The organism is Rubrivirga halophila, from assembly GCF_046845755.1.
Lineage (GTDB): Bacteria > Bacteroidota > Rhodothermia > Rhodothermales > Rubricoccaceae > Rubrivirga.
The window spans coordinates 3,584,750-3,602,364 of sequence record NZ_CP177357.1; the positions used below are offsets into that span (position 1 = coordinate 3,584,750).

The 17,615-nt window shown below is 71.8% G+C and carries 15 protein-coding genes; 4 read left to right on the forward strand and 11 right to left on the reverse strand.

Annotation, left to right across the window (positions count from 1 at the left end):
• Positions 1-205 precede the first annotated feature (205 nt).
• Positions 206-652 (forward strand): hypothetical protein, encoded by a 447-nt coding sequence (locus ACLIRP_RS15650; protein ID WP_412061401.1) that lies wholly within the window; start codon positions 206-208, stop codon positions 650-652.
• 109 nt (positions 653-761) lie between these two features.
• Here ACLIRP_RS15650 and ACLIRP_RS15655 read toward each other — a convergent pair whose 3' ends face one another.
• On the reverse strand, positions 762-3,572 hold the full coding sequence (locus tag ACLIRP_RS15655; RefSeq protein ID WP_412061402.1) for a M16 family metallopeptidase: 2,811 nt from the start codon (positions 3,570-3,572) through the stop codon (positions 762-764).
• Positions 3,573-3,732: 160 nt separating this feature from the next.
• Between ACLIRP_RS15655 and ACLIRP_RS15660 the strand changes: the two genes are divergently transcribed.
• Positions 3,733-4,248: a hypothetical protein gene (locus tag ACLIRP_RS15660; RefSeq protein WP_412061403.1), complete on the forward strand. Its 516-nt coding sequence runs from the start codon at positions 3,733-3,735 to the stop codon at positions 4,246-4,248.
• 11 nt (positions 4,249-4,259) lie between these two features.
• Here ACLIRP_RS15660 and ACLIRP_RS15665 read toward each other — a convergent pair whose 3' ends face one another.
• Both ACLIRP_RS15665 and ACLIRP_RS15670 read right to left on the reverse strand, forming a co-directional pair.
• A complete protein-coding gene (locus ACLIRP_RS15665; RefSeq protein WP_412061404.1) occupies positions 4,260-4,727 on the reverse strand; it encodes a PEGA domain-containing protein in 468 nt (155 codons plus the stop codon).
• Positions 4,728-4,791: 64 nt separating this feature from the next.
• Positions 4,792-5,613 carry a class I SAM-dependent methyltransferase gene (locus ACLIRP_RS15670; protein ID WP_412061405.1) on the reverse strand — a complete coding sequence of 274 codons (822 nt, stop codon included), beginning with the start codon at positions 5,611-5,613 and terminating at the stop codon, positions 4,792-4,794.
• Between the two features lie 77 nt (positions 5,614-5,690).
• On the opposite strand from ACLIRP_RS15670, the gene ACLIRP_RS15675 reads away from it, so the two are divergent.
• Positions 5,691-6,071 (forward strand): hypothetical protein, encoded by a 381-nt coding sequence (locus ACLIRP_RS15675; protein WP_412061406.1) that lies wholly within the window; start codon positions 5,691-5,693, stop codon positions 6,069-6,071.
• On the opposite strand, the gene ACLIRP_RS15680 is transcribed toward ACLIRP_RS15675, so the two are convergent.
• Positions 6,068-7,195, reverse strand: a complete 1,128-nt coding sequence (locus tag ACLIRP_RS15680) for a glycosyltransferase (protein WP_412061407.1) — start codon at positions 7,193-7,195, stop codon at positions 6,068-6,070. The genes ACLIRP_RS15675 and ACLIRP_RS15680 overlap by 4 nt on opposite strands.
• Before the next feature lie 125 nt (positions 7,196-7,320).
• On the opposite strand from ACLIRP_RS15680, the gene ACLIRP_RS15685 reads away from it, so the two are divergent.
• The gene (locus ACLIRP_RS15685; protein WP_412061408.1) at positions 7,321-8,520 is read left to right on the forward strand and encodes a hypothetical protein; all 1,200 of its coding nucleotides are present in this window, start codon (positions 7,321-7,323) and stop codon (positions 8,518-8,520) included.
• A gap of 12 nt (positions 8,521-8,532) precedes the next feature.
• On the opposite strand, the gene ACLIRP_RS15690 is transcribed toward ACLIRP_RS15685, so the two are convergent.
• From ACLIRP_RS15690 to ACLIRP_RS15720, 7 genes are all read right to left on the reverse strand, one after another.
• Positions 8,533-9,504 (reverse strand): glycosyltransferase family 2 protein, encoded by a 972-nt coding sequence (locus ACLIRP_RS15690; RefSeq protein WP_412061409.1) that lies wholly within the window; start codon positions 9,502-9,504, stop codon positions 8,533-8,535.
• 82 nt (positions 9,505-9,586) lie between these two features.
• Complete coding sequence (gene gyrB, locus ACLIRP_RS15695; RefSeq protein ID WP_412061410.1) at positions 9,587-11,632, reverse strand: DNA topoisomerase (ATP-hydrolyzing) subunit B; 2,046 nt, start codon at positions 11,630-11,632, stop codon at positions 9,587-9,589.
• Between the two features lie 127 nt (positions 11,633-11,759).
• Positions 11,760-12,599, reverse strand: a complete 840-nt coding sequence (locus ACLIRP_RS15700) for a sterol desaturase family protein (protein ID WP_412061411.1) — start codon at positions 12,597-12,599, stop codon at positions 11,760-11,762.
• Positions 12,599-13,054 carry a hypothetical protein gene (locus tag ACLIRP_RS15705; RefSeq protein WP_412061412.1) on the reverse strand — a complete coding sequence of 152 codons (456 nt, stop codon included), beginning with the start codon at positions 13,052-13,054 and terminating at the stop codon, positions 12,599-12,601. The genes ACLIRP_RS15700 and ACLIRP_RS15705 overlap by 1 nt, the downstream gene beginning before the upstream one ends.
• Before the next feature lie 93 nt (positions 13,055-13,147).
• Positions 13,148-13,801, reverse strand: a complete 654-nt coding sequence (locus tag ACLIRP_RS15710; protein ID WP_412061413.1) for a CBS domain-containing protein — start codon at positions 13,799-13,801, stop codon at positions 13,148-13,150.
• Between the two features lie 146 nt (positions 13,802-13,947).
• A complete protein-coding gene (hflX, locus tag ACLIRP_RS15715) occupies positions 13,948-15,348 on the reverse strand; it encodes a GTPase HflX (RefSeq protein ID WP_412061414.1) in 1,401 nt (466 codons plus the stop codon).
• A gap of 105 nt (positions 15,349-15,453) precedes the next feature.
• Positions 15,454-17,520 carry a BatA domain-containing protein gene (locus ACLIRP_RS15720; protein WP_412061415.1) on the reverse strand — a complete coding sequence of 689 codons (2,067 nt, stop codon included), beginning with the start codon at positions 17,518-17,520 and terminating at the stop codon, positions 15,454-15,456.
• Positions 17,521-17,615: the final 95 nt, after the last annotated feature.

Here is a 17,615-nt window from a genome sequence, read left to right on the forward strand (position 1 = left end):
GAGCAAGCTACGGGCGGGCGGTCCGGGCGCCGCGCCGCCGACGAGGTTTCACGCGGCGCGCCAGCTCGTCTGCCTCGGCGCCGAGGCGCGGGGGTGGCCACCGACGTGACCTGAACGTCGAGCGTTTTGCGGAAGGAGAGATGACGTCCCCACCCACTCCCCTTCCCCCATGACTCCCTCCCTCCCTCGCACCGTGCTCGTTTTCATGGCCGCTGGCCTCTTCGCCGCCTCCGCTCAGGCCCAGTCGGATGGGAAAGGCCCCTACGGGCTCCAACACGCCGAGATCAAGGTCACCTACACAGAGAACGTGAGGGGCCCCGCCACGGTCGAGCTCACGTCGGAGGAGCCCATCGAAGGCGACCTCGTGCTGCTCACGTTCTCGGACGGGCGTCGGGACCACGAGGTCCGCCTCCAGCGCTCCCGTGACGGCTCGTTCGCCGGGCGCGCCGAGCTCCCGGCCGCGACCGACCTCCGGTCGCTCCGCCTCGGCACCGGCGACGACATCGGCCGAGACTCGTTCCTGATGCCCCAGGTCGAGGAAACCCGCGACGGCACGCTCATCGGGACCCGCGAGGGCGAGGGCTGGAAGATCGGCATCGAGATTAACAGATCCGGCAGCGGCACCATCATCACGATCTACTGGCCGTGGTAGGCCAGCCCAGTTTCGACCCGACGTTCAGACCGAACCGAGCCGCTGGCGATGCGTGTCGCCAGCGGCTCGGTCGTGTGTGCCCGCCTCGACGTCGAGGCGGGCGGGGCGGCTACTCGCCGCTTGCGGCGGGCAGCAGCGTCACCCGGACGACCTGCTCGGGGTCGAGGACCAAGCGGGCGGTGTGGGCGATGTCGTCCATGGTCAGGACGGCGGCGAGGTCGGGCTCGTCGATGGCGTCCTGGGGGTCGGTGTCGCGCTTTGCGGCCTCGGCCAGGATGCTGAGCCAGTAGCGGTTCTCCTGGAGACTCGTCTCCATGCCGCGCCGCTGCTGCTCCTGGAAGGCGGCGAGGTGCTCGGGGGCGGCTTGGCCCGCGCGGACGGCCTCGACCTGCTCGAAGACGGCGGCCACCAGCTCGTCGACGCGCTCGGGGTCCGTGCCGAACGTGATCTGGACCTGGACCTGGTCGTTGTCCTGGTCGATGCTAGGCCGGACGCTGACGCCGTAGACGCCGCCGCGGTCCTCGCGGAGCTCCTCGCGGAGCGCCTTCGAGAGCACATCCGCGACGGCGGCGACGCGGACGCGGTCCTCGCGGTCGTCGGCGTCCATCGTCCCGTGGAACACGACGGCGACCTGGGCCTGGGGCTCGACGCCCGCGCGGACGGTCTTCTCGACGACGCCCGGCGGGGGCGTCATCACGACCTCCCGAGCCTCCTCGTCGCGCCCGCCGCCGGGCAGGCTGGCGAGGTAGGTCTCGACGAACGGGCGGACGGCCTCGGGCTCGAAGGCGCCGACGAGCACGAAGGTGAAGTCGGAGACGTCCGCAAAGCGCTCCTGGTAGAACGCGAAGGCCTGGTCGAGGTCGGCGCGGTCGAGGTCGGCGAGGTACTGGCTCAGCGTGCGCGAGCGGGGGTGGTAGCCGTTGAGGGTCTGGCTGAGCGTGTCGCTGAAGGCGACGCGGGGCGTGGTGACCTGGTTGGCGAGGAAGCCGCGCGTCTGGGCCTGCGATGCCTGGAACGCCGCCTCGTCGCGGCGCGGGGCGGTCACGTAGAGGTGGACGAGCTGGAAGAGCGTCTCGAGGTCGGCCGGCGCGGCGCGGCCCGAGAACCCCTCGGTGTCGCTGCCGATCGTCGGGCGGACCTGGACGATCTGGCCCGTCAGCTTCTTGCCGAGGGCGACCTGGTCGAAGGCGCCGACGCCGGCCTGGCCGACGTAGCCGGCGGCGCCGCCCGCAATCGCGACCTCGTCGTCGTCGAGGAGGGACGAGCCGCCGGGGCTGGTGGCCTGGAGCCACACCTCGTCGGCCTTGAAGGTGGTCGGCTTCAGGATGACGTGCGCGCCGTTCGACAGCGTCCACGTGGTCGTGCCGAGCTCGTCGTCGGTGTCCTCGTCGGTGATGGTGCCCGGCGTGGGCATCTCAGCCACGAGCGGGCCCTCGACGGTGTTGTCTTGGTAGGCGTCGAGGTCGGCGTCGGCGACGGCCGCGAGCACGGCGGCGAGGTCGGCCTCGGTCGGCAGGACCAGGTCGTCGCGCTCGGGGGCGTTGACGGCGACGACGCGGTTCTCGCGCGAGACGAGCACATTCGCGACGGCGCTCACTTCCTCAGCAGTGATCGTCGGGAGGAGGCGTTGGGCGAGCGCGAGGTCGGTCTCGGGCGACAGCACGGGCTGGTCGCGCAGGAACGACTGGACGTAGGCGCCGGCGAGGTTGCGGCTGGGCTGGTTGTCGGCCTCGGCGACGGCGGACTCGGCGCTTCGGAGCGTCTCGGCCTTCTGGCGGTCGAGCTCGCCCTCCGTCACGCCGAAGCGGCGGAGGCGCTCGGCCTCGGTCGCCAGCACCTCGACGGCATCAGCGACGCGGTCGTCGGCGACGAGCGCGAGGAGCGACGCGCCGCCGAGCGTGCGCAGGCCGCTGCCGTTGGAGGCGAACGCGAGCGCGAACGGGGCGCCGGGCTCCTGGCGGATCTCGTCGAGGCGGCTCCGGAAGATGGAGAAGAAGAGGTCCTCGACGAGCGAGCGCCGGGCGTCGGCGGCGGTGCGGACGCGCGTGACGGGCCGCTTGAACGAGACGCGGACAATCGTTTGCGGGGCCTCGGGGTCGCTGGCGAGCGCGAACCGGGTCTCGTCGTGGAACGGCACCTCGAAGACGGTCCGCTCGGGCGCGTCGGCGGGCGTGTCGAGGTCGGCGAAGCGGTCGCGGATCATGGCCTCGACGGCGTCCGCGTCGACGTCGCCGACGACGATGACGGCCATGAGGTCGGGGCGGTACCAGTCGCGGTAGTAGCGGCGGAGGGCCTCCGGGGGCGCCCCCTCGATGATCTCGGGGAGCCCGATCGGCAGGCGCTCGGCGTACTGCGAGCCGGCGTAGAAGATGGGGAACTGGATGCGGTTCATGCGCTCATTCGCGCCCTGCCCGCGCCGCCACTCTTCGAGGACGACGCCGCGCTCGCGCTCGATGGCTTGGTCGTCGAGGGTGACGCTGCCCGCCCACTCGCGGAGGACGTCGAGGCCGGTCGAGAAGATCTGGGCCGAGTCGGTCGGGACCTGGAGCATGTAGACCGTCTCGTCGAACGAGGTGTAGGCGTTGAGGTCGGGCCCGAAGCGGGTGCCGACGGACTCGAGGTAGCGGACGAGCTCGGGCTCGTCGAACCGCTCGGTCCCGTTGAAGGCCATGTGCTCGACGAAGTGGGCCAGCCCGCGCTGGTCGTCGGCCTCCAGGATGGACCCGGCGTCGACCGCCAGCCGCAGCTCGGCGCGGCCCTCGGGCTCGGTGTTGGCGCGGACGTAGTAGCGCAGCCCGTTCGCCAGCTCGCCCTGCCGGACGGCGGGGTCGAACGGGAGCGCCATGTCGGCGGTCTGGGCGTGCGGGGCGACCGCCAGCAGCGCGAGCGCGAGCGGAAGGAGGCGAAGGAGACGGATCATCGGGGCCAGGGAGTTTGACGGCACATCATGGGCGCGACTGCGCACCAGAGAATAGGTACGAGTCGGGTCGTAGGCAGGGCAATCGGGCCGGACCCGGCCCGTGTGCCTTGCGCCCGGCGGGGTCCCGGGCTATCTCCCTGAACCTCCACGACCTGTCGCGATGCGCCTCTCCCCTCTCCTTCTGCTGGCGCTCCTGGCCGCGCCACTCGCCGCCCAGCCCGCCGCCCCCTGCATCGCCCCCGAGGCCGACGGCCTCGACTTCTGGGTCGGCACCTGGGATCTGGAATGGGACACGCCGACCGGCACGGCCTCGGGCACGAACGTCATCACCCGCGAACACAGCGGCTGCGTCGTCCGCGAGCGGTTCACGGGCGCGGGCGGCTACGCCGGCGAGAGCGTATCGGTGCGCACGCCGGCCGGCTGGCGCCAGACGTGGGTCGACAACCGCGCGGGCTACCTCACCTTCGAGGGCGAGACCAACCACAGCGGCCGCGTGACGGCGATGCGCCAGCCGCCGTTCGAGAACGTCCAGGGCCAGACTCAGCACAACCGGATGGTCTGGCAAGACGTGACCGCCGACGCGCTCGTCTGGCGCTGGCAGGCCTCGACGGACGGCGGCGAGACGTGGACCGACAACTGGGTCATCCGCTACACGCGCGCCGACGATGGGCCGTAGCGGATCGCGGGCTACCGCGCCGCAAGCGCGGCCTCGACCGCCTCGGCGGGGAGGAGCACGACGCGGATCTGGCTCGGGTCGTCCGAGGGGGCGACCGTGACGCCCTCGGCCTGCAGCGTCGCGAGCAGCTCGTCCGGGCTCAGCTCGTACGCTGCCCCGCTCACGAAGTCGACGGCGAAGCCCAGCAGGCCGAAGCTGAACACGTTGCCGACGACGGCAGGGACGAAGTCGAGGTCGCGCTCGAGGCGGAACACCACGGGCTCGTAGCCCTCGAGGGCGAGCTCAACGTGGTGGTGCTCGTCGCGCTTGAGGTCCAGGATGACCGGGGTCTCCCCCGCCTCGTAGCCGTTGACCGTGACGCGAGCGCCGGACGGATCGGTGTCGACCAAGACGTCCTGGCGGCTGCCCTGGATGATGGTGGCGCAGCCGGAGGTGGCGACGAGGAGGGCGACGAGCGCCAAGCGGGCGAAGGCGGGCATGAGCGTGTGCGTGTGAGCGCGGAAGGTACTCAGTTGCCGCACGTCTACGCCTGTGGGTAACGCGTCAGCCTGGTCGCCGGGAGGTCACCAGCAGGCCCGTGCCCGTCGGGTTGTCGGCGCGCACGTCGAGGGCGTTGAGCGCCAGCCCGACCGGGCCGGCGGGGAGATAGTAGGCGGCCACGAGTGGCGTCAGCCACCGACTGGCGGAGAGCATCTGGATGGGCCACTTGACGAGCAACCGCCACCCGGCTGAGCCCGCTCGGCCGTACGCGTAGGCGGTCTCCGTCACCTCCATCCCCGCCGTCTCCAGCTTTTCGACCAGTTCATCGAGCGGATACCCGTCGCGGACGTGCTCGCCGATAAAGCTCTCCTCTCCCTCTTCGGTGACCCCGCTTCCGCCCTGGTCGCTGGGCGTGTTGACGATGAACACGCCCCCCGGCTTGAGGGCCGCGAGCACGTGCCGAAAGACCGCGCGGTCGTCTTCGATGTGCTCCATCACGTCGACCGACAGCGCGAGGTCGAAGGCGTCGGAATACGCCAGCGGCTGTGTGAGGTCGGCGGCCTCGAACGCGACGCGGCTTGCGTACGGCGTCTGCGCCATGAACGCCCGGGCGCGCGCGAGGTACTCGTCCTTGATGTCGAGCGCCGTGACGGTCACGTTCGGGAACGAGCGGACGAGCCAGTAGGCGTACTGCCCGAAGCCGGTCCCGGCGTCGAGCACGCGGACCGGGCGGTCGCCGCAGGCCTCGACGTGGCGGCGGAGCGCGCGGCGGACGTACCACGAGCGCAGGAAGACGGTATCGAGGACGCGGTAGAAGGCCCGGGTGCGCGTGGGCGTGGCCCAGAAGAAGCGGCCGAGGCGGTCTTTGACGGGGTCGTAATCCAAAACGGTGCGGAAGACTGGCGCAGGGTACGGACGGCGGAGGGCAGGCCGGGTAGCTTCCGGCCCACCACGCCCGTCTGATGTCCGTTCCCGACCGCCCTTCGGCCCCGATGGTCCACGTGATCGCGGGCGCGATGACGGCCGCGCAAGCCCGGGACGCCGTCACCGTCGGGATCGACGAGGCCGCCCGCCGCGGCGCGCCGCTGCTGCTCGACATCCGCGAGGCCACCATCGCGGCGTTCGCGTACCGCGACGCCTTCGCGATCGCCCGGGCCTTCGCGGACGCGGCCGACGGCTACCCGCACCGCGTCGCCGTGCTGGACCACTACGACGACGCGTTCCTCGTCACCCAGTTTTTCGAGGCCTCGACCGCCGTCCGCGGGCTCGACGTCAAGGCGTTCGTGGACGAGGGGGACGCCCGCGGCTGGCTCTCGGGCCGGGAGTTGTCGCCCGCCGCCTAGCCGGCCAGTCCCTCGACGGCCTCGGCGACGCGGTCCCACGAGAACCGCTCGCGCTGCCGGGCCACGCCCGGCGCCAGACGCTCCGTCAGCCCCTCATCCGCGAACCGGACGAGCGCCGCCGCCAGCGCCGGCGCGTCGTCGGGTGGGACGACGAGCCCGGCCACGCCGTCGGGCACGACCTCCGCCAGTCCGCCCACATCGGTCGTGACAACGGGCCGCTCGAAGTGGAACGCCACCTGCGCGACGCCGCTCTGGGTCGCCGAGAGGTACGGCTGCACGACGGCATCCGCGGCGCTGACGTACAGGCCCACGCGGTCGTCGGGGATGTACGCAGCGTCGAGGCGGACGCCCCCGGCTTCCCCGCCGAGCGCGGCGATCTGGGCGCGCACGGCGTCCTCGTCGGCGTAGAACTCGCCGGCGACGACGAGCTGCGCGTCGGGCACGGCGGCGCGGACGGCGGGCCACGCGTCGAGCAGCACGTGCAGGCCCTTGTACCGGCGGATGAAGCCGAAGAACAAGAACGTCGGCGCGTCGGGGGCGAGCGCGAGCGCGGCGCGCGCCTGGGCCTTCGGCGTGGCGGTGCCGAACACGTCGTAGACCGGGTGCTCGACCTGCCGGACGGGTGCGTCGATGCCGAGCCGGTCGAGGTCACCGCGGACCTGGTCGCTCATCACCACCAACCCGTCGCAAGCGCCGAGCGCGTAGCGCGTCAACACGTGGTCACCCGGTCGCCGTTCGTGCGGGAGCGCGTTGTGGACGACCGCGAGCACGGTCACCCCTCGCGTGCGCAAGCGCCGCGCGATCGTGCCGAACGCCGGGCCGAAGAACGGCATCCAGTGCATGAACACGGCCACCTCGGCGCCATGGTCGGCGACCTCACGCGCGGTGCGCACCCACGACAGCGGGCCCAGGCTGTCGATGAGGCGCGCCGGGGGGTCGGCGGGGGGGGCGCTGGCGTCGAGCTGCGTCGTGCCCGGAAAGAGGCGCTCGGGGTATTGGCGCGAGAACGTGATCTGGGCCACGTCGTGCCCGCGCTGCGCGAGCGTGCGCGCCAGCGAGGCCTGGAAGTGGGCGATGCCGCCGCGATACGGCCACGCCGGGCCGAGGAGGGAGATGCGCGCCATGCCGCAAGATGGCACCCCGCCGGACGCGCGGCGCGGCGTGGGGCACTCTCCGCCGAAGGCGCACCGTCGTGCCCTGGCCTGTCGGCTCCCTTTGCGTACGCTCCCGCCTCCCAATCCCGCCACGCATGCGCACGCTCTGTCTCGCTCTCGTCGCCCTGCTCGGGCCTGCCGCCGCGGCCCAGCAGTCGACGGTGCACACCCCCTATGTTACGCCCTACCTCCCGCTCTCGGCCGAGGCACAGGCCGTGGCCGAAGCGGGCGCCTTCGGGCCAACGGCCGACCCGCTGCGGATGCTCGACAACCCGGCCGTGCTGGCAGACTTTGCGGGTGGCGTCTCGGTCTCGGGTGAGCTCACGCCCCGCTGGCTCGGCTTCGAAGACATCTCGACGGCCGGATTCGCGGTCGCCGGTGGTATCCGAGGCACCCTTGCGGGCCGCCCCGCATCGATCGGCGTCGGGCTCGCCGCCGGCGCGTTCTCCTTGCCCCCGTTCGTCCTCACCGACGTGCAGGGCATCGAGCTCGGCGTCTTCGACCCCGGCCTGGACCGGACGCTGGCGCTTGGCGTCGGTGGCGCCGTCGACGGGCCGGTCCGCGTCCGGGCGGGCGCGAGCCTGCGGCGCCTGACCTCGGGAGCCCAGCTCGGCACCATCGGCGACGACGACCGCGCGCGCGCCACGGCCGCCGATCTCGGCGTGGACGTGACGCTGCCCCTCGGCCGCTGGCTCCAGCCGGCCCCCGGTGCTGACGGCACCCGCTTCGATGTGGAGCTGACGGCGGGCTACGCGTTGCGCGGCCTGGGCTTGGCCGACTCGGCTCCGACCTACGACCCCGACCTCGTGTTCGGCATCAGGCCGTCGGCCACCGTCCAGCGCACGCCCGCGGCGGGGATCCGGCTCCTCACCGCCGTCGAGCTGAACGCCGGGACGCCCCGCGCTTTCCGCGTCGTCGGCTTGGAAGTCCTCACGGGCGCGGAGGACCCCGGCGCCGAGTTGTTCGGCCTGTCGGCGGCAAACGTCCTCCTGGGCGCTGGCGACGAGAGCGATCAGGTGTTGACACGGCAAGCCGGCCGCCTGTCGCTCGGGGAGACCGTGACGCTGTCGCTCGGCGCCATGCGTGGCGCGAGCTTCGTCTCGCGCGAGTCGAGCGGCGCCACACTCAGCATCGGCGGCGCGCTTCGCGGTGTGGGGAGACTCCGCAACGACAACGCGCTCATCGCCCTCGGCACGCGATACGACCTCCGCTACACGTATGCCCGGTACACGTTCGGCGAGAACTCGTTCGATGCGTCGGCCGCGCACGGCCTGGTGCTGCGCGTCCGCCCCTAGCTCGCGACGGCGCTATGCCTCGGCCGCTTCTCGAATAGGGATGGCCGGCGCGAGCTCCGCGCGGACGTCGGTGCGGTCGGGCCGCTCCATCTCGGGCCGCACAATCATCTCCCCGAGGAGTCCCGCCAGGAACGACTGGGCCCCGAGCAGGATCAGCATCACGCCGAACAGCAGGAGGGGCCGGTCGCCAATAGCCTCCCCAAAGACCAGCTTCTCGACCGTGAGGTACGCCAGCATGGCGAAACCCGCCAGGAAGCCGAGCGTCCCGAGCCCGCCGAAAAACGTCATCGGGCGGCGCGCGAACCGGGTCAGGAAGAGGACCGTGATGAGGTCGAGGAAGCCACGAAGGTAGCGCTCGAACCCGAACTTGGTCGTCCCGTGCAGGCGGGGCCGGTGGTTGACGACCTGCTCCTCGATGCGGTCGTAGCCCTCCCACTTTGCCAGCAGGGGGATGTAGCGGTGGAGCTCGCCGTACACGCGGACGCTCTCGACGACCTCGCGGCGGTACGCCTTGATGCCCGAGTTGAAGTCGTGGAGCGGGATGCCCGACATCCAGCGCGTGACGCGGTTGAAGAACTTCGACGGCAGCCGCTTTTCCCACGGGTCGTTCCGCTTCTGCTTCCACCCGCTCACGAGGTCCGCGCCGGCGTCTAGGCGGGCGACCATGACGGGAAGCTCGGCGGGGTCGTCCTGTAGGTCGGCGTCGAGCGTGGCCACGCAGCGGCCGGTCGCGCGGCGGAAGCCGGCCGCGAGCGCGGCGCTCTTGCCGTAGTTGCGCCGGAACCGAACGCCTGCGAACCGCGCGTCCTCGCCGTGTAGCCGCTCGACGACGGCCCACGACTCGTCGTCCGAGCCGTCGTCTACGAGCCAAACCTCGAACGTCAACCCGGCACCGTCGAGCGCCGCGCGGATCTCGTCCGCCAGCGCGGGCAGGCTCTCGGCCTCGCTGTAGACCGGGACGACGACGGAGAGGTCGGGACGCATGCGGTGAGGGATGGACGGACACGGGATGGAGGGATGGGGCCAACGCGTGCGCATCCCTCATCCCTCCCCATCCCGCATCCCTCTAGGTATCGATCGTCGCGTACTTGGCGTTGCGCTCGATAAACTTGCGGCGCGGCTCGACGGCGTCGCCCATCAGTGTCGAGAACGTCTTGTCGGCGGCCGCGGCGTCGTCGATGGTGACGAGCTGGAGCATGCGGAAGTCGGGGTCCATGGTCGTCGACCACAGCTGCTCGGGGTTCATCTCACCGAGCCCCTTGTAGCGCTGCACGCCGACGCCGGCCGCTCCGCCCATCTCGGCGATGGCCGTCGCCAGCTGGTCGTCGTTCCAGCAGTACACCTCCTTCTTGCCCTTCTTGGCGCGATACAGCGGCGGGAGCGCGATGTAGATGTAGCCGGCTTCCAGGAGCGGCCGGAGATAGCGGTAGATGAACGTCAGCAGCAGCGTCCGAATGTGGGCGCCGTCGACATCCGCGTCGGTCATCAGGACGACCTTGTGGTAGCGGAGCTTGTCGTCGTTGAACTCGTCGGCGCCCGCGGCGATCTGGACGCCGAGCGCGGTGACCATGTTTTTGATCTCCTCGTTGTCCAGGATCTTGTCGAGCCGGGCCTTCTCGACGTTGAGGATCTTGCCACGAAGGGGCAGGATCGCCTGGAAGTGGCGGTCGCGGGCCTGCTTGGCCGAGCCGCCGGCCGAGTCGCCCTCGACGAGGTAGAGCTCCGACTCGCTCGGGTCCTTGCTGGCGCAGTCGGCCAGCTTGCCCGGCAGGCCGCCGCCGCCGAACGCGCTCTTGCGCTGGACGAGTTCGCGGGCACGCCGCGCCGCCGTCCGCGCCTGGGCGCTCAGGATCACCTTCTGGACGATCGTCTTGGCCTCACGCGGGTGGTCCTCGAGCCACTCGCCGAGCTTCTGGCGGACCAGGCTCTCGACCGCGCCTAGCACGTCGCCGTTGCCCAGCTTGGTCTTGGTCTGGCCCTCGAACTGCGGCTCGGCCACCTTGACCGAGAGGACGGCCGTGAGCCCCTCGCGAAAGTCGTCGCCGCTGAGGTTGACCTTGGCCTTTTTGAGCAGGTCGTTTTTGTCGGCGTAGGCCTTGAGCGTGCCCGTGAGCGCGCGGCGGAAGCCCGAGACGTGGGTGCCGCCCTCGTGCGTGTTGATGTTGTTGACGAACGAGAGGACGTTCTCCTGGTAGCCCGTGTTGTAGCGCATCGCGAGCGAGACGGGCACCTCGGCGTCCTCGTCCTCGATCGCGATCCCGCCCTCGAACAGGCCCTCGCGCGTCTCGTCGAGGTACTCCACGAACTCCGACAGCCCGCCCTCGGAGTGGTACGTCTCGACGCCGAGCGCCTCGTCCTCCTCGCGCTCGTCGGTCAGCGTGATCGTGATGCCCTTGTTGAGGTACGCCAGCTCGCGCATGCGCGCCGCGAGCGTGTCGAAGCGGTAGACGCGGTCGAAGAAGATGCCCGTGTCGGGCTTGAAGCGGACCGTCGTGCCGGTCTCCTCGCCGTCCTTCATGTCGCGCAGCCGCGTCAGCTCCTCGACCGTGTCGCCCTTCTCGAACGCCATCGCGAACACCCCGCCGTCGCGGCGGACGGTCACCTCGAGCCGGTCCGAGAGCGCGTTCACACAGCTCACGCCGACGCCGTGCAGGCCGCCCGACACCTTGTAGGTGTCCTTGTCGAACTTGCCGCCCGCGTGCAAGACGGTCATCACGACCTCGACGGCCGGCTTGCCCTCGCCCTCGTGCATCGCGACCGGGATCCCGCGCCCGTCGTCGCTGACCGAGATCGAGTTGTCGTCGTGGATGATCACCTCGATGTGATCGCAATAGCCTGCCAGCGCCTCGTCGATCGAGTTGTCGACGACCTCGTAGACCAGGTGGTGCAGCCCGCGCACGCCGACGTCGCCGATGTACATCGCGGGGCGCTTGCGGACGGCCTCCAGCCCTTCGAGCACCTGGATGTTGCTCGCGCCGTAGTCGCCGCGCGAGGGTGCGCCGTCGCCGCCCGCGTCGGGGGTCGGCAGGGCGTTGGCGGGAGGGGTCGGGGTGGCGCCGTCGGGCGTGGCCGCGTTCTCGTAGGGGCGGTCGGTTCCGTTCGTGTCGGACATCAAGCGGGGGGTCGGGGGGCGGCCTCGGGTGGCCGGATCTGTCGCTGCGTCAATCGGCCCAAAATACGGCCGAACGGCATCATTTGCTCGGATTTCCTGGCCCTCCACCAACGCCTCACGGGTGGCGCTATTCCCCCTCCGGTGGGCGGTTTCGCTCGTCCTCCACGGGCCCGTCGAGCGGCGCGGCGGGCATGGCTACCAGACCCCGCAGCGACTCGTGCTCGGGCGTGTCGAAGCCGTCCAAGCCGAGCCGGACCGTCGAGACGTCGCGGCGCAGGCGGAAGGTCCGGAACAGGCGGTCCCACCACGAGAACAGCGAGCCGTAGTTGGAGTCGGTCTCGGGCTGCCAGCGGCTGTGGTGGATCTTGTGCATCGCCGGCGTCGGGATCACGAGCCGGAGCGCACGGTCGAGGCGCTCGGGCAGCCCGACGTTCGCGTGGTGGAGTTGGACGACGACGAACATCACCGTCTCGTACGCGACGAGCTCCCACGCGTACACGCCCAGCCCGGCGATCACGCCGATACGCAGCGCCGACGACAGCACGATCTCGCCCGTGTGGAAGCGGCTGGCGGTCGTCACGTCCATCTGCGCGTCCGAGTGGTGGACGCGGTGCAAGCGCCACAGGAACGGCACGCGGTGGTTCAGGCGGTGCCACGTGTACATCCACAGGTCGAGCAGCAGCACGGCGCCCACGAGGTGCGCCCAGGCCGGGATCTCGACCGCGTTCAGCAACCCGAACGACCGAGCATCCGCCCACTCGGCGGCGGCCACCCACAGCCCGGCAAACCCGACGGCGACGATCAGCCCGTTGACGGCGCCGAGCGCCAGATTCCGGACCCCGTGGCGCGACCGCGAGCGCTCACGGAAGGCGTCGAAAAAGGGGTGCGCCGTCTCGGCCAGCAGCAGCGCCGCCAGGACGGCGACGGCGACGGCGGGCTGGAGCTGGCGGAGGGCGTCGAGGTCCACTAGGCGAGCCCGGCGAGCCGGTCGGTGAGGCGGGCGACGGCCGCGGCGAACGCGCCGAGCCCGCGCGCCGGGTCGTCGGCGAGCGCCCGGTCTCGGGCCGCGCGCGCCTGCTGGCGGACCGCCTCCACGAGCGCGGCGTCGACGGCCGGGTACAGGCTCAGCAGCTTCTGGTGGGCGACCGCGAGCGTCCGGCCCACGTCGTCGAGCAGGATTCGGTCTTCAAAGGCCTGGGCGATCGCGGCCGGGCCGCTCGGCGCGCCGACGGCGGCGCGGAGCCGCAGGCGAACGGTCTGCTCCGCCAGCCCGTCCGCGAGCGCGCCGAGATCGGCGCGGGCGGCGTCCTCGGGCTCCTGCGCCGAGGCGTCGCGCCCGGCCCGGCGGTCGCCGATCTGGATCGCCGCGCCGAGCGCCGCGCGTGCGGACGCCAGCAGGGCGATGGCGGGGAGGGCATTCATCGGGTGCGAGGGACAGGGCACGCGGCACGTCCGGGTTCAGAGAGCCGCCCCATGAGGTGGCTCCCGGACCCGGCACCCCGTACTGCGTACCGTTTAGACGTTGAGGTAGCGCAGGAAGGCCGCGGCGCGCGCTTCGAGGTCGTCCTCAGCCTCGTCGAAGACAGCCACGACGCGGTAGTCGTAATGGTCCATGAGGTGGCGGACGCGCGCCGTGTCGGACACGTTGAGCTTGAGCGTGACCCGGACGCGGCTGGCGCCGGGGTCGTCCTCGGTCGAGACCGACAGGATGCGGACGCCGTTCTGCTCGATGAGCTGCACGACCTGGCCGAGCGAGAAGTCCGTCCGCGCCATGTCGAGCACGACGATCGCGCCGGGCTCCTCGGTCGCCAGCATGTGCGCGAGCTGGCCGAACACGTCCTGGCGGACCACGAGGCCGGCGTAGGCGCCCTCCTCGTTGAGGACGGGCAGCACGCTCAGACCGTGCTGGCGGAGCAGGTGCGCCGCATCGAACACGTGCGTGTCGAGCGTGATGGACACCGGCTCGGCGGCCATCATCGCGCCCAGCGGGGCGGTCGGGTCGGGGTGCTCGCGCAGGGCCGCCTCGGTGGCGATCGATTCGAGCGCACCCGTGGGGTCGAGCACCGGGAGGTGCGCGACGTGGGCGTCGGCGAGGTCCATCAGCGCATCCGCGACGGAGTCCGTCGTCTGGAGCGGCTCGATGGCGCTCAGGAGGGTGGCAACAGTCATGGCAGTGGGGGGACGGCCGGGGGACAAGCTAGTGGCCTGGCGACAACTGAACGGGCAAACGGCGTACCGCGTCTCGCGAACGGTGCACACGACGCGACCATTCACCCGGTCTCCCGGCCCGTTCAGGAGATTCCCGCCCCGGCGTGTCAGTCTGTCGGGTCCGGGGTGCCCTCGCCGGACACGGCGCCGCCGCCCGACGGGTTGTCGGTGCCGGCCCAGCGCAAGTTGCCGTACTGCTCCAGCATCCGGTCGAGGTCGGGCGCGTTCTTGGTCGAGGCCCGGTACTTCAGGCGCGTCACCGGGACGAGCGCGGCGTCGGAGGCATAGGCGTCGTCGGCAAACCCGAACGTCTCGTCGATCACCTCGGCCACGCCGTGGATGTGGGACCGCGCCTTGGGGTCCGAGACCGGCAGCAGCGCCGTCCGCGTCACGTAGTCCGACTCCACGAGGTCGAGCGTCCGCTGGCGCAACGTGTCGAGCCCGATCCCGCGCGCGGCCGAGATAAACACGGCATTGTCGTAGGTGCCTTCGAGCTGGTCGAGGAGCCCGGTGTCGTCGAGCGCATCGACCTTGTTGAACACCATCAGCGTCGGCTTGTCCTGGGCCTCCAGCTCCGCCAGCGTCTCGTTGACGACCCGGATGTGGTCCTCGGCGTTGGGGTGCGTCACGTCGACGACGTGGAGCAGCAGGTCGGCCTCGCGGACCTCGTCGAGCGTGCTCTTGAAGCTCTCGACGAGCGCGTGGGGCAGCTTGCGGATAAAGCCGACCGTGTCGGCGAGCAGGATGCCCTTGTTGGTGTCGAGGTCGATCTGGCGCGTCGTGGCGTCGAGCGTGGCGAAGAGGCGGTCCTCGGCGAACACCTCGGTGTTGTCGGCGAGCGCGTTCATGAGCGTGCTCTTGCCGGCGTTCGTGTAGCCGACGAGCGCCACGCGCGTCTGGTCGCCGCGGCCCTTGCGCTGGGTCGTCCGCTGGCGGTCGATCTTGTCGAGGTGGTCTTTCAAGACCGAGATCCGGCGGCCGATCAGGCGGCGGTCCGTCTCGATCTGCGTCTCGCCCGGCCCGCGCATCCCGATGCCGCCCTTCTGGCGCTCGAGGTGCGTCCAGGCCCGCGTCAGGCGGCTGCGGAGGTACGTCAGCTGCGCCAGCTCCACCTGCGCCTTGGCCTGCGCCGAGCGCGCCCGGCTGGCGAAGATGTCCAGGATGAGGCCGCTCCGGTCGACCAGCTTGACGTTGTTCTTCTCGGCCTCCATCATCTTCTCCAGGTTGCGGACCTGGACCGGCGAGAGGTCGTCGTCGAACACGACCAAGTCGGCCGAGTGTTTTTCGACCGTCTTGCGGAGCTGCTCGACCTTGCCCTTGCCGATAAACGTCGCGCCATGGACGCGGGGCAGGTTCTGAGTCACGCGCGCGGCCGTGTCGGCGCCGGCGGTGTCGGTCAGGAGCTCGAGTTCGTCGAGGCCGTCGCGGAGTTCGGCGGCCGTCGTGTCGGGCGTGGTCACGCCGACGAGCACGGCGGTCTCTCGGCGGCGGGCGGCAAGGGGCGTCAAAAGGCGATCTGGTGTGGAGACCGGTGAACGCGGCGACCATCGAAAACGGTTCGCCCGCCCCGTGAAAGCTGGGAGCGGACGGGCGCCCCGATGCGACCCGTGGCGCTACGCCGTCTGGGGCCGCCAGCGCGCCGCCACGATCGTCTCAGCCACCAGGCACGCCAGCGCGACCGCCAGCAGCCACGTCCACAGCGGCACGCCCCCCGCGTCCTCGCGGGTGAACGCCGCCGCGTTCTCGATCACCTTCACCTCGCGGCCGGTCGCGGCCGACAGCCGCCGGGCCGCCTCGTCCGGGCCGAGCGCCGCCGGGTCCGACTCGGCCGGGTCCTCGTTGACGGCGACGACGCGCAACGTGCGCTCGCCCTGGAGCACGCGGTACAGGCCAGCGCGCGCGACGGCGTCGCCGACGTCGAGCACGACCGCGCCGGGCACGGTCCGCTGACTCGGCGTGAGCGCAATGCCATCCGGCCCGACGAGCACCAGCGCCGCGCCCGCCTCGACGCCCTCGACGCGCACCGTCCCGCCCTCCCGGGCCACCAGTTCGCCCGTGTCGGCGGCCGTGGACCCGGCGGAGAGGTAGGCGGCCGAGCGGTACAGGAGGGGCACGAACAGGCCGGTCTGCGGCAGGTCGCTCCAGCCCAGGTCCGGCGCCACGCCCACGACGAGCGCGCGCCCCTCCCCTCTCCGGATCTCCTGAAGCAGCGGCGCCCCCGCTTGCGTCCCGATCAGCGTCGCCTCGTCGGCCCCGCCCGCCCGGTAGCGCGCCAGCTTGCGGATCTCGATGCGCTCGGGGCGCGGCCGCGCGTCGTCGAAGACGCCTGCGAAGAGCGGGTGCTCGGTATCGACGTCGGTCGAGGTCCCCAGCGATTCGCCGTCGGCGGTGCCGACCGTCCCGTCGAATCGGCCGCCACCGAGAGCCGACAAGAGCGGGTCGAGCGCGTCCGGACTGTCGCTGGGGAACGCGAGCAGGCCGCCGCCCTCGCCCACGAACGCCGCCAGCCGACCGGGATCGGACACGCGCGACGGGCCGACGAGCACGACGGCGTCGTATGCGCCCAGGTCGGCGCCCGCGAGCGCGCCCTCGGCGACCTCGCTCAGCGCCAGTCCACCCGACTCGGCGGCCACGCCGAGCGCCAGCGACACCAGGTCGGCCCGCTGGCCGTCGCCCCGGACCACGAGCACGCGCGGCGGCGGCGGGACGCGCAACGCGAAGAAGCGGGCATCGTCCCACGCGGCGCCGTCGGCCTCGATGCGGACCTCACCGCCCAGCCACCCGCGAGCGGGCGGGGTGACCGTGAACCGCGCCGTCGCCGGCTCGCCCGGCACCACGTCGACCGCTGTCTCGGCCACGCGCTCGCCATCGAGGAGGAGCGCCGCGCCGACCGTCCCCGCGCGCCCGCCGTAGCGGACGACGCTTGCCTCGACCTGCACGGGCCGCCCCGGCTCCACGATCCGGCTGATAATCCGCACGTCCGTCACCGCCGTGTTGACCTGCGCCCGCGCGCCGACCGGTAGCAACGTCACGTCGACGTCGTCGGGCAGCGCGGCCGACAGCGAGTCGCCGAACGTCGCCGCCTGCAGGTCGCTCACGACGACGATCTCGCGGCGCGGGTGGAGGGCGCCCTCCAGCAGGCTCCCGGCTCGCGCGACGGCGGCCGCGAGGGGCTCGGCGCCCGCGAGCGCGGGCAGCGCCTCGATGGCGTCGAGGACGGGCCCGGCGGTCTCGTACGGGACGGCCCGGTAGCCGCCCGGCGCGGCCGTCGGCGACAGCGTCCGCTCGTCGCCCCCCCCGGTCGCCTCCACGACGCCACTCGCGAGCGCCCTGGCCTGATCCAACAGCTCGCCCTGGGCGTCGCGCAGCGTCATCGAGCGGCTGTTGTCGAGCACGAGCACCAGGCTCCGCGCCGCGCCTTCGGAAAAGACGCCCGCATCGGCGGTCCGCGTCGGCCGGGCGAACGCGAGCACGAGCGCCAGGACGGCGAGCGTCCGCAGCGCGAGCAGGAGCCACTGCTTGATGCGGACGCGCCGCATGGCCGTCGCCTCGATCTCGCGCACGAACCGCAGCGTCGAGAAGTCGACGCGCTCCGGCCGGCGGAAGTTGAAGAGGTGGACCGCGATCGGGATCGCGGCGGCGGCGAGGCCGAGGAGGACGAGGGGGTTGAGGAAGCCCATGGCCGCCGAACGTAGCCACGCCCGCCGCTCGCGCCCGCCTCCGCTGGCGCCAGCCACCCTGCTGGCGCCAGCCCGCTTGTGCCTGACCCGCCAAA